The following is a 15,244-nucleotide window of genomic DNA, read 5'->3' as shown; positions in this document are numbered from 1 at the left end:
TTCGGTTTGTTGATACTTCAAGATAAGTTCGGGCAGTGAGTCGGTAACGTGCATGCCTTTCAATGGTTTTCCAACTACTACCATATTGACATAGTTAAGAGATAAAATAAAAATAACTTTCTTTTTTTACAAATAATAGGTTGTTCTGTGAAAAATGATTATTTTAGCCGATGCGGGGGAGTGATTGGGTACGATAGCTATTCTTTTCGTCATAAGGTGAATTACGGATGCTTCGGATCTTATGTACAATCTTGCAGACCTTAAATTGTATGGATATGGCCGATTGGATGTCAGTAAAAAGTATATCTGATAAGTATGGGATCAGCGAATCGCGGGTGCTCGGATGGATACGGGAGTGTGAGATAACCTCTTCGACTGTGGGTAGTGTGGTGTTGATTGACGACGAGAGTGTACAGAGATTGATCGGAAACGAGAAGCGGTTGGCGCGCCTGACCACTAATTACGAACAACTTTGTGGGAAGTTTGAACGGCGCATCGAGGCGGAACTTGAGAAGGACGAAGATACCGCGCTTAAGATGCGCCTCTTTGATGACTTTGCGCCCATCGTGCGCCGGATATTGTCTATGGTGGTGAGTGGTTTGAGTACCAAGGAGCAAAAATTGTTTAATAGTGCCTTTGCCGCCTCTCCTCTTTCAAAGGTGGCCGCCAGAATGGGATTCGATTCTGTATGCGAATACATCAAGGAATTCAGGAAGACGTTGAGTGATCTGCCCGCAAGTACAAACGAAATCATCAATGGGCTTCAATCAGAACTTTCCAGAAGTCGGAAGAGCGTTGAGTGGTTCAAGAAGCAACAGATGGAAGAGTGGCAAATGATAGAAGCTGCGCGCAGACGTAATACCGATTTGTGGAACAGAAATGAGAGTCTGTCCAAGCAGAATAGATGCTTGGAAAAAGAGAAAGATGAATTGTCGAATCGTCTAAAAACACTGGAAGAGGTACTTGGCGGACGGGAGCGTATAAAAATAGCCGGGCCGGAAAAGGACGAAGATGCCGCAAGCTCCGGAGAAGCGCTTGTAGAGACACCGGAGGTGCCGACAGACCTACGCGGTCAACGTTCTGAAGTGGGGAAATTGCAATGCTGCAAATCAAAGCTGTATGACCGGATCATTAGTTTGCGTGAAGAGGTAAGAAAAATCGAGTGGGAGATACAGCTATTGGAAAATCATTTGAAAATTATACGCAGTTGGGATTATGCCGGAATAGTCCTTGAAGTTTGGATTAAAAGGAATTTTGAGAAAAAGGTGAAGGTCTCTATACAAGAAGTGGTAACAGAAGTGGAAGCAGAGACCACGACACATACAGACTCTGAGGTTGCATCGGTGGAAGGAAAAAAGAAAGAAGATGGCTTTTGGCATAAACTTCGTTTCCGGTTCGGTCATTAATTGTGTAGTTGTTCTTTTTTCCCCTTGATCCTCAGTTTCGAATAAAACGAAAACTTTTCGTGTTGTAGAGATAGGGGAGAGGCTATCGAGTGTGGGAGGAACATTGGTCCATGATCTGTGGCAAACTGATGTAGAACCGGATAAAAAACAAAATGGGGAAGTCCTCACGGATTTCCCCACTTTAATGATGAAATATTTACTATTTTTATTAATTGGGTGTGGAGAGTATCGGACTCGAACCGATCACCTTAACACTGCCAGTGTTACGCTCTAGCCAGATGAGCTAACCCCCCGTTGTTTTCATGATAACGTTTGCGAACGTTTATCTGTTTTGATGCGGCAAATATAATGCATTATTCTGAAATAATTGCTATGTTTGCGGAAATAATCATCAAAAGATAAAAAATATGCTGATATACAATACCACTTTTCTGGTGGATGACGAGGTTCATGACAATTTCCTGATCTGGATCAAAGAGAGTTATATCCCTGAAGTAGAGAAACACGGAGTACTCCGTGCACCACGTATCTGCCGTGTGTTGAGCCATCGTGACGAGGGCACTTCTTATTCACTCCAATGGGAGGTGGATAATTCCAGCCTTTTGCATCGCTGGCATCAGGAACAAGGTGCACGGCTTAACCAAGAGTTGGTAAAGATATTCAAGGATAAAGTAGTCGGATTTCCGACATTGATGGAGGTATTGGAGTGATTCAGCCGGTTAAAGAGAAGATTATTCTGGGCATCGATCCCGGTACAACGATCATGGGATACGGAGTGCTGCGTGTCCGGGGGACTAAGCCGGAGATGATTGCTATGGGGATTATCGACCTGCGTAAATTCGGCGATCATTACCTTAAACTGCGCCATATACATGAACGGGTACTGAGCATCATTGAAAGCTACTTGCCGGATGAACTGGCGATTGAAGCCCCTTTCTTCGGGAAAAACGTGCAGTCTATGCTGAAACTCGGACGTGCACAAGGAGTGGCAATGGCTGCCGCGCTGAGTCGAGATATTCCTATTACCGAATATGCTCCGCTTAAAATAAAAATGGCTATTACCGGTAACGGGCAGGCTTCAAAAGAGCAAGTGGCCGACATGCTGCAACGCATGCTGCATTTTGCCAAAGAAGACATGCCTGTCTTTATGGATGCTACCGACGGACTGGCAGCTGCCTATTGTCATTTCCTGCAAATGGGGCGTCCTGTGATGGAGAAAGGATATAGCGGTTGGAAAGATTTTATAGCCAAAAACCCGGAAAGGGTGAAGTAGCCGCGGGCTACTCAATTAATCAGATAATAATTTAATAGAGAGAAAAACCATGAAAATGAACTATCTTGCCTTTATTGGAGTGACTGCGGCCACGGCTGTAGTCAGTTGTACTCCTGCCAAGAAAGAATATGCGTCTTACGAGCTGTATCCGGTGCGTTCGGGCAGTCTCACGGAGATGGAGTATTCACCGGAGGCTACTAAGTTTATCCTTTGGGCACCTACCGCCGATGAAGTTCGTCTGATGTTGTTTGATTCGGGTGAAGGAGGGCATGCTTACGAAACAATTCCTATGGAGCCGGGGGAAGAAGGCACTTGGACAGCAACGGTCAGTAAAGATCTGATGGGGAAATTCTATACATTCAATGTCAAGGTAAACGATAAATGGATGGGAGATACGCCGGGTATCAATGCCAAAGCGGTGGGGGTAAACGGAAAGCGTGCCGCCATTATCGACCTGAAATCCACCGATCCGCAGGGGTGGGAAAACGATCAGCGTCCGCCGTTGAAATCATCTGCGGATGCAGTCATCTACGAGATGCACCATCGTGATTTTTCTGTTGACTCCACGTCGGGCATTCGGAACAAAGGGAAGTTTCTGGCTCTGACCGAACATGGGACACTGAATCCTGCCAAGTTGCTTACCGGTATTGACCATCTGGTGGAACTGGGAGTCACCCATGTACATCTCCTGCCATCTTATGACTATGCCTCAGTGGATGAAACCAAACTGAATGAAAATAAATACAATTGGGGATATGATCCGCAAAATTACAATGTGCCCGATGGTTCGTATTCTACTGATCCTTATGATCCGGCTGTTCGCATCCGTGAATTCAAACAGATGGTGCAGGCGCTCCACAAAGCCGGTATTCGGGTAGTACTCGACGTGGTGTACAATCACACGTACAATACTGACGGAAGCAACTTTGAGCGTACGGTGCCGGGATATTTCTACCGTCAGAAACCCGATGGTTCGCTGGCAAATGGTTCAGCTTGCGGCAACGAAACGGCAAGCAACCGTCCCATGATGCGTAAGTATATGATCGAATCCGTGCTCCACTGGATTAAAGAATATCATATAGACGGTTTCCGCTTCGACCTGATGGGCATTCACGACATCGAGACAATGAATGAAATCCGCAAGGCAGTCAATGCCACTGATCCTTCTATCATTATTTATGGTGAAGGTTGGGCTGCGGAGGCACCACAGTATCCGGGGGATTCGCTGGCTATGAAGGCCAATACTTTCGAGATGCCCGGTATTGCCGCTTTCTCCGACGAACTGCGTGATGCGTTGCGTGGTCCTTTCAATGATAACCATAAAGGAGCTTTCCTCGCCGGAATTCCCGGTGGAGAAGAAAGCATTAAATTCGGAATTGTCGGAGCTATCCAGCATCCTCAAGTCAACAACGACTCTGTGAATTACAGCAAAGCTCCTTGGGCTGCCCAGCCGACTCAAATGATCAGTTACGTGTCCTGCCATGATGATATGTGCCTGGTGGACCGTCTGAAGTCAAGTATTCCCGATATTACTCCCGAACAGCTTGCACGGCTCGATAAACTGGCACAAACGTCGGTGTTTACCTCGCAAGGTATTCCGTTCATTTATGCCGGTGAAGAGGTGATGCGCGATAAGAAAGGGGTGCATAACAGTTTTGAAAGCCCCGATTCCATTAATGCCATCGATTGGAACCGCAAAACCCTCTATGAAGATGTATTTACTTACTATAAACGTCTGATCAGTCTTCGTAAGGCACATCCCGCTTTCCGTATGGGCGATGCGGAGATGGTGCGTAAATATCTGGAATTTCTTCCAGTGGAGGGCACTAACCTGATAGCTTTTCGTTTGAAAGACCGTGCGAACGGAGACTCTTGGGACAATATAATCGTAGTGCTCAATGCTCGTTCCGTTCCGGCCAAACTGACAATACCTGAAGGCAAATACACCGTTGTCTGCAAAGATGGGGTAATTGATGAGCGAGGTTTGGGGCTGTTGTACGGTCCGGAGATAACGGTTCCGGCACAGTCGGCACTGATCATTCACCAGTAGTATCAGTGATATGGAGAAAGCCCGGAGATAATCCGGGCTTAACTTTGTAAATGCTGATAATAAAAAATTGTAAGGGCATAAAAAACAAATATAAAGTTAACCTAAGTGGATTATCTCTAAAAAAACTGTCCTGATTTGTGGGATATGTGTGCATAGAGCAATCTTAAAATATCTGTATGATGAAATTTATAAGGAAGTCTCCGGCCGATACGGATAATCTGGAAAGTCCTCAAAAGTTTGAGGCTTTTTTTCTGGATTATTACCCCCGAATAAAAGGGTTCATTAATGGCTTGTTGCAGAATGCTGAAGAGGCGGAAGATATCTCTCAGGATATTTTTGCATTATTGTGGCAGAATCGGGGAAACTTGAAATTGATAGACAATCTGGATGCATACCTGTTCCGTATTGCCCGGAATGCGGTTTTCCGGCATATCGAACGCTCCCTGCTATTTCAGAATTATCAATCCTGGCAAACATCGGATGATCATCCGGAACATTGTGAAACAGAGGCGGAACTTGATGCAAAGGAGTTGGAACTGATCATAGCCATCGCTGTAGAGAGAATGCCTGCCCAAAGGAAGAAGATTTACCGGATGAGCCGCGAACAGGGACTGAGTAATGAGAAAATAGCCCATGAATTAAACATTAGTAAGCGTACGGTTGAAAATCATCTGACCCAGGCTCTGGCCGATATACGCAAAATATTGCTCTTGGTTATTATGGCTACCATCGTATAAACTTAGTAGTTTATTTCAAAAAAATCTCTTTCGGACTGTGTGTGTTTGGCGGGTTACGTATCTTATATACATAACCCATAAAATATACTATGTCTGACGCATACAAAATTATACGCAACTTTATGGCTTTTACAGCCGGTCCGGATCTTAAAAGCAAAGTCTGGACATGGCTTCTTGATTCGTCCGGCAAGGAACGGAAAGAAAAAGCACTCCATCAGATATGGGATGATTATCATCCTGCGGCAGATGCCTGTACCCGACATTCTTTACGGAAGTTTCAAAAAAAAGCAGGCTTTCCTTTATGTAAGCCGTCAAACCTTTATCGGTGGGCACGTATAGCAGCTTTTCTACTTATTCCGTTGGTGTCCATTGCTACTGCCTATGTATATGTCAGGCTGCATACGCACGATGTCCGTTTTGTCGAATGTATTGTCCCCAAGGGTGAACAAAAAGAAGTCACACTTCCCGATGGTTCGGTCATCACCCTGAATTCCGGGTCTGTATTTTTATATCCCACACATTTTACAGGCGATACCCGTTCCGTATATCTTTCGGGCGAGGGGCATTTTAAGGTTGCACCAGATAAGAAACTCCCTTTTGTGGTAGAAACTAATCACCTGGATGTCTGTGTGCTGGGTACTCAGTTTAATGTGCAGGCGTATCCTTTGGATAAGAGAACGATTACCACATTGGAGACCGGTTCTGTTGCCGTTAGGAAGAAGAATCAGACGGATTGTTTTGTTACTTTAGAACCCAACCAGCAACTGGAGTATGAAAACCGGGATGGAAAGTTTTATAAAAGGAATATAGACGCCTCCGTCTATTCGGGCTGGACCAAAGGTGAAATGAATTTTGTCTCTCAATCATTTAGGGAAATCCTGAAAACGCTGGAAAGAAGATATGCTGTATCCATCCGGTTATCATCCGATCTGACAGAATCGGACCGTATCAATTCGGATCTTTATACAATAAAGTTTAAGTACCGTGATAGTATCTTTCATGTTTTGGATATTGTGACAAAAACTGTAGGAGGTATCACCTATAAAGTGGGGAAGGACGAAACCATATCTATTTGTCCGCTAAAATAAAAGAAAGGAGAGCTGCCATATGAAAAAAAGGGAACCGGAAACAAATTACCACACCCATTTCCGATCCCCGAAATCAATCAAAAACTTTTTAACCTTTAGAGACTTTAAACAGTATTAATTGATTAACTCACAAAATTATGAAATTAAAAATCAATTTAAGGAATATTCTATCCGTAAAAATTCATAAAATAGTCCTTTTACTTCTCGCTTTATGCATTTATAACACTGCTTACGGGCAGAATCAGCGAATAAGTGTATATGGTAACAATCAATCTTTGCAAAAAGTATTCGAACAGATAGAGCAGCAAACCAAGTTAAGTGTGACATACAATCAGACCAAGCTGGATGTAAACAAGAAAATTAAGGAAAACTTTATAGACAAAAAGCTTTCTTTTGTGATGGATGCTCTTTTGAAGAATACCGGGTTTACTTGTAACTATGAACCTGAACATATAGTTATTACTCCTTCTGTGCAGCCAAAAGAGAAAGCTGCTGCCAAACAAACTGTCCAGATGAAAAAAATAATGGGTAAGGTAACCGGCATTACCGGTGAACCTCTCATAGGGGCCAATGTACTTGCCATAGGCAGTAAGCAGGCTACGATCACGAATCTCAACGGAGAGTTCACGTTAGAAGTTCCTGCGGACGGCAAACTGCAGGTTACGTATATCGGTTATCTGCCACAAGAGGTCAGTACCAATGGGAAAACCCAACTCGTCATTCAGTTGAAAGAGGATTCAAAGTTGATGGATGAAGTGGTAGTGGTCGGCTTTGGAACACAAAAGAAAGTCAATCTGACGGGAGCCGTTACCTCCGTCAATATACAGGAGACACTGGGTGACCGTCCGATAACGAATGTTACGGCAGCTCTGCAGGGAGTTGTTCCGGGATTAAAAATTGAAGGTACAACCGGTACACCCGGTGACAATTTGTCGTATAACATCCGTGGAACTACTTCTATCAATGGTGGCGGTCCTCTGGTGTTGGTTAATAATGTTCCGATGGATATCAATATGATCGATCCGCAGGATATTGAATCGGTTTCTGTCTTGAAGGATGCAGCTTCTGCAGCCATTTACGGGGCGCGTGCAGCGTTTGGAGTGATTCTTATCACCACTAAGCAGGGAAAAAAGGACATGGCGCCTAAGTTTAATTATAATAACAATTTCTCGTTCTCCAAGGCATTGGAATTACCGCAAAAGGCGAATCCGCTGGAGTCCATATTGGCATATAAGGAAATGGGATGGCCTAATGATACGTATGTGGATGGTAAGAATATACCTCAGTGGGAAACGTATATACGTGATTATATGGATAATCCTTCCAAATATCCTCAAGGGTATGTTTTCGACGAAAACGGGAATCTGTTCCTGATGAGAGAAAACGACATGTTTGCGGATATGATGGACAATTATGGCTTTATGCAAAACCATAGTTTCTCGGTTTCGGGAGGAGGGTCCAGAACGAATTACCGCATCGGTTTGGGATATACCAACGAAGACGGAATCCTGATTACCGATAAGGACCGATATGAACGTGCCAATCTGTCGAGCTTCCTTAGTGTGGAGGTCAACAAATGGCTGACGACCCAATTGGATATACGGTATGCCAATTCTACCCAGAACAAAGTGGAGCAAGGCGGAAGGAACGGAATCTGGGGAAGTGCCATGCAACTTCCTTCTTATCAGAATATTTCGCCTTATGAAGAGGATGGGATTACTTATCCCGCTGAAACTTCCGCCACTTACATCCGTTATGGAGAACCGCGCATCGTAAAAAAAACTGACTTCAGGGCTTTGGGACGCATTATTATTTCACCTCTGAAGAACCTCAAGATAACAGGTGAATACACATATAACAGGGTGACGAATTACAACCGCATGTATGTGAACCAGTATAAATACATCGGGATGAATTTTACCGGTGTCCTGAATAATACGGAGAACACGAGGTATGCACTGACTCAGGGATTTAACAACTACAATGCGATCAACGTTTTTGCAAATTACGACTTTTCAATAGGTAATCATAATATAGGGGTGATGGGTGGATTCAACCAGGAAGAGAATCATGCTGAATCACAGTGGACGGAAAGAAAAGATGTGTTGTTGAGCAACCTGCCGTCCATATCGGGAGCTACCGGAACTACAACGGCTACAGACACATTCAATGAATATGCCCTTAGGGGACTCTTTTACCGCGTTAATTATTCGTACAAGGATCGGTACATGGTCGAAGCTAACGGACGTTATGACGGAACTTCACGTTTCCCTAAAAATAATCGTTTCGGTTTTTTCCCTTCTTTCTCGGGAGGGTGGCGCATATCGGAAGAGTCTTTTATGGCAGGAACCCGGAGTGTTCTGTCTAATTTAAAGTTTCGTGCGTCCTGGGGATCGATAGGAAATCAGATCATTTTGCTGTCTGACGGTACACCGGACAATTATCCGTATATACCGGAAATGGCTCCGGGACTAACCAATTGGCTGGTAGACGGCAAAAGACCTACGACTCTGTCTACGCCGGCTATGGTCAGCAATGCGTTTACCTGGGAGAAAGTATATACGCTTGACTTCGGTGTCGACTTCGGATTTTTTGATAACAGGTTGAACGGAACTTTCGACTGGTACCGGCGTGATACGAAAGGTATGCTGGCACCGGGTATGGATTTGCCTTGGGTGGTGGGAGTAGCTGCCGCCAAGCAAAATGCCGCGGATCTGAAGACCTATGGCTGGGAGCTGGAACTCAACTGGAGAGACCGTATCAAAGATTTCAGTTACCGTATCGGATTTAATCTCTATGATTCACAGAGTGAGATTACCAAGTTTAACAATGAAACCAATTTGTTGGGTACTTATCGGAAAGGACAGAAGATTGGTGAGATCTGGGGATATGTAACCGACCGTTTTTATAGAGAAGACGATTTCAATGCCGACGGAACCCTTAAAGAAGGCATTCCTATCCCTAAGGGAGTTGGAAAAGTGTATCCGGGGGATGTGCTTTATAAGAATTTTGATGATGATGCCAGTACCATCTGGACTGGAAAAGGGACAGCAGACGATCCGGGTGACCAACGTATTATCGGTAATTCTACACCGCGTTTCCATTACGGAATCAATGCAGGCTTGAGTTGGAAGGGATTCGATCTTTCCATTTTTCTTCGTGGTGTGGGTAAGCGTGACTTTTGGCGTACTGACCAGATTGCATGGCCTACAGGTACATGGGGAAGTTTGTTTAAAGAAACCCTTAACTTCTGGACACCGGAGCATACAGATGCTTATTTTCCGAGAGTATATGCAAACAATGGTGTGAATACCGGTTCGAATCGCTGGAAGCAAACCAAGTATCTGGCCAATGCGGCTTATGTGAAACTGCAAAATATCACCTTGTCTTATACATTGCCTAAAACGTGGTCTAAACAGGTTTACTTTGACGAAGTCAAGGTCTTCTTCAGTGGGGAGAACCTTCATACATGGGATCATTTACCGGAAGGTCTGGAGTCGGATATGCTTTCAAAAGGAGCATGGGAGTATCCGTTTATGAAGAAATTTTCACTTGGATTTAATGTCACATTCTAAATAACCGAAATAGTATGAAGAAATATACATTTGCCTTGTTTATACTCAGTGCGATCGCTTTTACCGGTTGCCTGAACAATGATTTTATGGAAAGGTATCCGTTGGGCAATCCGACGGAAGAGACGGCCTTTGTGACGTATGATAACTTCAAGGCATATGCCTGGGGATTGTATGAAACACTTCCGACATTAGGATACGGTGATACTTCAACAGACGATATCTCGTATAATCAGACGCGGGGAAGCAGCGAAAGCAACTGGATCAGGGGACTGGTCACTGTGCCTGATAAGAGGAATAATACGACTTGGGATTATTATGGTTTTATCCGTCGTGTCAATCTGATGTTGGGACGGATAGACGGTTCCCAGATGACTGAGACCGAGAAGGCGCATTGGAAAAGTGTCGGATACTTCTTTCGTTCATACCGCTATTTTTCATTACTGTCTGCTTACGGCGGCGTACCTTGGATAGACCGAGTATTAAGTGATAATGATACAGAGTTGATCAACGGTCCCCGTGCTTCCAGAGACGAAATCGCGAAGCATATTCTTGAAGATTTGCAATATGCCGAGCAACATATCAACGTCAATGGTGATGGCAGTAATACGATTAACAGAGCCGTCGTACAGGCATTTATGTCCCGTTTCTGTCTTTTTGAAGGAACATGGAGAAAATATCATGGGTTGAATGATGCCGAAGCTTATCTGAAAGAATGTAAACGGGTGTCTGCCGAGGTTATGAGTAGTTATCCTGAAATTTGCAGTAACTACGATGATCTGTTTTGTTCACTCGACCTGAAAGATGTACCGGGAGTCATACTTTATCGGGAGTTCTCGAATGCGGAAAACGTAGTACATGCTGTCAGTATCGGAGGAACAACCGGATCGTCCTACTATAACCCGACTCGTGACTTGGTGGACAGCTATCTCTGTTCGGATGGTAAAACCCGCTGGAACAGTCCGCTGTTCCAGGGAGATAAGGATATGTACAGTGAGTTCAGTTGCCGGGATCATCGACTCTGGCTGCAAGTGACTCCTCCATACAGAATTGACCGATCGGCTTCTACCGATGCCTGGGGGAATAAGTGGGAGTTTACCGATGCCGCTAAGGACAGGAGCTTTATCGATAGCCTGAATATCCGGTTGGGAATTGGGTATGGAAGCGGCAAAGAGAGACAGAAGACGTTACCTTTCCGCCAGGGTTATGACGGAGGTATTTTGGGGGCAGTTCCGCATTTCGATTTCTATTTGGAAAATCAGCCTTGGTACAAGTCGGCTTTTGGGTATAATAACTGGAAGTATTATTGTACTTATTTGTCGATGGGATCGCAGCGAAATGAAGAGACCGATATGCCCATCTTCCGGGTAGAAGAGGTGATGCTGAATTATGCTGAAGCAACGTGTGAGTTGGGTGAATTCGATCAGTCCGCAGCCGATCAGACAATTAATAAACTGCGTATCCGTGCTAACGTGGCACCTATGAAAGTGGCGGAAATCAACGCCGCTTTCGATCCTAAACGCGATCTGGGCGATCCTGCTTATCCGGGTGACTATGCTGTCAATCCTTTGTTATGGGAGATTCGCCGCGAACGGCGTATCGAGTTATTCTCCGAAGGGTTCAGGTTCGACGATCTGCGGAGATGGAAAAAATGCCATTACGCGTTAAAGAAGAAGTTGGGTATGTATGTCAAGACATCGGACTTTCCCGCCGGAACGAAGGTGACGATTGACGGAGGTGGCGCAGAGGGATATCTTGAATTCCATCCTGTACAAACCCATACTTGGCCCGAATATTATTACCTGAATCCTATTCCACGTAATGAAAGGGTGCTGAATCCTCAGCTTGCTCAAAATCCGGGTTGGGATGACGGAGTAGAGTAGCCCCTTCCTGATTGATAAATGGTTTTAACCGTGTGATAAGAAACTGTCCCGAGAAATTCTTATCTTTGGATAGTTTCTTGTCACACTATAAATACTATGTTTAAATGAAATACCTGATTTTAATACTGCTTTTCCTCGGTTCGCACGCCATCCGTCTGTGCGGACAAACGATCTTACCTACACCTGATTACCTCGAAAAAGCCAATGGACAGTTGCAACTCCAAGGCAAGATACGGATGCATACTCAAGATGCTTCCGCTTCTTTCCTGCATTTGTTTTATGAAAAACTGATACCGAAAAGTGCTGTGGAATGGTGTAGTGAAAAGGGGCACAGCCAAATCTCCTGGGAGAAAGATGCCACACTTCCCGCAGAGGGTTATCGCATTCTTGTTACTCCCGAGAAAATGACTGTTCGTGCGGCAGATAACGCCGGTTTTATTTATGCCGTTCAGAGCCTGAGACAATGGGGTACACGGGAAGGGGACAAACTTATATTTCCTTGTGCGGAAATCACTGACTTTCCGCGAGTGAAATGGCGTAGCTTTATGCTGGATTCGGGACGCCAGTACCAAAAGATCTCTACCATCAAGAAATATATCGATATGGCTTCGATGCTGAAAATGAATTATTTTCATTGGCATCTGACCGAGGGTCTCGGTTGGCGTATCGAGATAAAACGCTATCCGCTTTTGACACAGATCGGAGCTTTCGTAGGACATGGGCCGGAGCAACAGGGATTTTATTCCCAGGAAGAGGTAAAGGAGATTGTCAGCTATGCGGCAGACCTCGGTATCACGGTTGTTCCCGAGATCGACATGCCCGGACATGCGGAGGCCGCACTTAATTCGTATCCGCGGTTGGGATGTTTCAACATTCCGGTGAAAGTGCCCCAAAGCGGTTTTACACAGAATATTTTTTGCGCGGGCAAAGACAGTACACTCACCTTCCTGCAGAATGTACTGGACGAAGTGTGCCGGATGTTTCCGTCCGCTTATATCCATCTCGGAGGCGATGAGGCTCCTAAGGGAAACTGGGATAAATGTACGGATTGTCAGGCACGGATTGCGAAAGAAAAACTGAAGGACAGCCATGACCTGCAATTATGGTTTTCGGCCCGAATGGCAAATTACCTGAAACAGAAAGGACGGAAGGCTATCTTTTGGGGCGATGTGATTTATAAGGATGGTTATCCGTTGCCGGATAATGTGGTTATACAGTGGTGGAACTGGAGAGGGCACAAGGATCTGGCTTTGAAGAACGCTGTCAGGCATAATTACCCGGTTATTTGCGGTACGAACTATTACACCTATCTGAACTTCCCGCTCACTCCTTGGAGGGGATATACCAAAGACCGCACTTTCGATCTGGAAGATGTGTATCTGCATAATCCCTCTTACAGGCCACGGGAAGAAAACCCGCTTATCCTCGGAATGAGTTCTGCACTGTGGACAGACGATGGAGTAACGGAAGATAGGATCGACCGTCGTGTCTTTCCGCGTATTCTTGCGCTTGCCGAACAAATGTGGTATTCCGGCAAACCGTTGAGTTTCGATGAGTTTTACGGTAAAGTTCTTCTGAAGCAACCATGGTTCGAACAACAGGGGTATTCATTCGGCCCTGCCTTGAAAAAGGAGGTAGACGTAAATTATAAATGGGATTAAAAAAAGAAACTTAGCATGAAAAGAATAGAAATCTGTATCGGACTATCCGTATTTGCTTTATCGGCAAAAAGTCAGGTTAAAGAATCTCAACCCAATATCATCTATATTATCATGGACGATTTAGGGTATGGGGATATTGGTTGTTATGGTTCCAGAAAAATAGAAACTCCGAACATAGACCGACTGTGTAAAGACGGCATCAGTTTCACCCAGCACTATACCGGATCGCCTGTTTCGGCACCGGCACGCTGTGTGCTGATGACAGGTATGCATTCGGGACATGCACAGATACGGGCCAATGATGAAATGGCATACCGGGGAGCCATCATGAATTATGACTCCATGTATGTGCATCCGAATCTGGAGGGACAGTACCCTCTGAAGGCCAATACAATGACTATCGGAAGGATGATGCAGCAGGCGGGGTATGTCACCGGATGTTACGGGAAATGGGGATTGGGTGCTCCGGGATCGGAGGGCACTCCCAATAAACAGGGATTCGACAGTTTTTACGGATATAACTGCCAGCGGCAAGCGCACAGTTACTATCCGGCCTTTCTGTATAAGGATGAAGACCGTGTATATCTGAACAATAAAGTGCTCGACCCTCACACTGCCCGGCTGGATCCCGGAACAGATCCCCGCGATGAAGCCAGTTATGCCAAATTTTCACAGAAGGAGTATGCTAATGATCTTATTTTTGATGAACTGATTTCGTTTGTCAGACAGAACAAGAAGAAGCCTTTCTTTTTGATGTGGACTACTCCGCTTCCGCACGTGTCATTACAGGCACCGGAGAAGTGGGTGAAACACTATGTCGAAAAGTTTGGAGACGAAGCGCCTTACACCGGGAAAGCCGGATATATGCCTTGCCGGTATCCGCATGCGACTTATGCTGCCATGATCAGCTACTTCGACGAACAGATCGGTAGACTGATAGAGAAACTCAAGGCAGATCATTTGTATGATAATACCATTATCATGTTCACTTCCGATAACGGTCCAACCTTTAACGGCGGAAGCGATTCACCGTGGTTCGATAGCGGAGGCCCTTTCAAGTCGGAGTATGGCTGGGGAAAATGTTTTGTTCATGAAGGGGGAATACGGATACCTGCCATTGTTACCTGGCCCGGAAAGATCAAACCTTCCACCCAAAGCGATCACATTTGCGGATTTCAGGATGTGATGCCTACTTTGGCGGATATTGCGAAGGTTGATTGTCCGCCGACTGACGGAATCAGTTTCCTGCCCACTTTGCTCGGCAAGACCGGACAGCAGAAAGAACATGCATATCTGTATTGGGAATATCCCGATCCGGTGATCGGTCTGAAAGCCATTCGTATGGGTAAGTGGAAGGGAATTATCGACAATATCCGGAAGGGAAACTCTACAATGAAGTTATATGATCTGGAGAAGGATCTCAGGGAAGAGCACGATGTGGCAGGCGAATATCCGGAAATTGTCCGGAAACTGACGAAGTTGATGGAAGAGTCGCATACCGAACCGGAAAACCCTAAATTCAGATTCTGACCGGCTACAATTGTCCAATACTACGATTTTTTTACTCTTATTCT

General features: G+C 45.1%; 10 protein-coding genes and 1 tRNA gene. 10 read left to right on the top strand and 1 reads right to left on the bottom strand.

The features are described from left to right. The first annotated feature begins 269 nt into the window (after positions 1-269). A complete protein-coding gene (locus JZY04_RS13740) occupies positions 270-1,406 on the top strand; it encodes a hypothetical protein (protein WP_250706971.1) in 1,137 nt (378 codons plus the stop codon). Between the two features lie 219 nt (positions 1,407-1,625). Here the strand turns inward: JZY04_RS13740 and JZY04_RS13735 are convergent. Beyond that, a tRNA-Ala gene (locus JZY04_RS13735) sits at positions 1,626-1,699 on the bottom strand. Positions 1,700-1,813: 114 nt separating this feature from the next. On the opposite strand from JZY04_RS13735, the gene JZY04_RS13730 reads away from it, so the two are divergent. The 9 genes from JZY04_RS13730 (at position 1,814) to JZY04_RS13690 (ending at position 15,200) form a co-directional block, all read left to right on the top strand. Further along, on the top strand, positions 1,814-2,116 hold the full coding sequence (locus tag JZY04_RS13730; protein ID WP_122142783.1) for a DUF4286 family protein: 303 nt from the start codon (positions 1,814-1,816) through the stop codon (positions 2,114-2,116). Beyond that, positions 2,113-2,679: a crossover junction endodeoxyribonuclease RuvC gene (gene ruvC / locus JZY04_RS13725; RefSeq protein ID WP_005780571.1), complete on the top strand. Its 567-nt coding sequence runs from the start codon at positions 2,113-2,115 to the stop codon at positions 2,677-2,679. The genes JZY04_RS13730 and ruvC overlap by 4 nt, the downstream gene beginning before the upstream one ends. Positions 2,680-2,728: 49 nt before the next feature. Next, positions 2,729-4,729 carry a type I pullulanase gene (pulA, locus tag JZY04_RS13720; RefSeq protein ID WP_122142782.1) on the top strand — a complete coding sequence of 667 codons (2,001 nt, stop codon included), beginning with the start codon at positions 2,729-2,731 and terminating at the stop codon, positions 4,727-4,729. Positions 4,730-4,908: 179 nt separating this feature from the next. Further along, the gene (locus JZY04_RS13715; protein ID WP_122142822.1) at positions 4,909-5,466 is read left to right on the top strand and encodes an RNA polymerase sigma-70 factor; all 558 of its coding nucleotides are present in this window, start codon (positions 4,909-4,911) and stop codon (positions 5,464-5,466) included. A gap of 89 nt (positions 5,467-5,555) precedes the next feature. Beyond that, positions 5,556-6,554: a FecR family protein gene (locus JZY04_RS13710; protein WP_122142781.1), complete on the top strand. Its 999-nt coding sequence runs from the start codon at positions 5,556-5,558 to the stop codon at positions 6,552-6,554. A 137-nt stretch (positions 6,555-6,691) separates the two neighbouring features. Then, entirely contained in the window at positions 6,692-10,129 is a 3,438-nt protein-coding gene (locus tag JZY04_RS13705; protein WP_122142780.1) for a TonB-dependent receptor, read from the top strand. 14 nt (positions 10,130-10,143) lie between these two features. After that, entirely contained in the window at positions 10,144-12,009 is a 1,866-nt protein-coding gene (locus JZY04_RS13700; RefSeq protein ID WP_122142779.1) for a RagB/SusD family nutrient uptake outer membrane protein, read from the top strand. A gap of 104 nt (positions 12,010-12,113) precedes the next feature. After that, positions 12,114-13,670, top strand: coding sequence for a beta-N-acetylhexosaminidase (locus JZY04_RS13695; RefSeq protein ID WP_122142778.1), 1,557 nt, complete (start codon positions 12,114-12,116; stop codon positions 13,668-13,670). A 15-nt stretch (positions 13,671-13,685) separates the two neighbouring features. Then, complete coding sequence (locus JZY04_RS13690; protein WP_122142777.1) at positions 13,686-15,200, top strand: arylsulfatase; 1,515 nt, start codon at positions 13,686-13,688, stop codon at positions 15,198-15,200. Positions 15,201-15,244 lie beyond the last annotated feature (44 nt).

It is taken from the genome of Bacteroides sp. 11BF (assembly GCF_019633765.1).
In the GTDB taxonomy this organism is placed as follows: Bacteria; Bacteroidota; Bacteroidia; order Bacteroidales; family Bacteroidaceae; genus Bacteroides; species Bacteroides hominis.
Note: the sequence above shows the minus strand (reverse complement) of the source record. Positions and strands in the feature narration are given on the sequence as shown.

What these genes read in the sequence shown, in the direction of transcription:
- JZY04_RS13710 (WP_122142781.1), top strand. Translation starts at nt 5,556, where the DNA reads ATGTCTGACGCATACAAAATTATACGCAACTTTATGGCTTTTACAGCC.
- JZY04_RS13730 (WP_122142783.1), top strand. Translation starts at nt 1,814, where the DNA reads ATGCTGATATACAATACCACTTTTCTGGTGGATGACGAGGTTCATGAC.
- JZY04_RS13695 (WP_122142778.1), top strand. Translation starts at nt 12,114, where the DNA reads ATGAAATACCTGATTTTAATACTGCTTTTCCTCGGTTCGCACGCCATC.
- JZY04_RS13700 (WP_122142779.1), top strand. Translation starts at nt 10,144, where the DNA reads ATGAAGAAATATACATTTGCCTTGTTTATACTCAGTGCGATCGCTTTT.
- JZY04_RS13715 (WP_122142822.1), top strand. Translation starts at nt 4,909, where the DNA reads ATGAAATTTATAAGGAAGTCTCCGGCCGATACGGATAATCTGGAAAGT.
- JZY04_RS13690 (WP_122142777.1), top strand. Translation starts at nt 13,686, where the DNA reads ATGAAAAGAATAGAAATCTGTATCGGACTATCCGTATTTGCTTTATCG.
- JZY04_RS13740 (WP_250706971.1), top strand. Translation starts at nt 270, where the DNA reads ATGGATATGGCCGATTGGATGTCAGTAAAAAGTATATCTGATAAGTAT.
- JZY04_RS13705 (WP_122142780.1), top strand. Translation starts at nt 6,692, where the DNA reads ATGAAATTAAAAATCAATTTAAGGAATATTCTATCCGTAAAAATTCAT.
- pulA (WP_122142782.1), top strand. Translation starts at nt 2,729, where the DNA reads ATGAAAATGAACTATCTTGCCTTTATTGGAGTGACTGCGGCCACGGCT.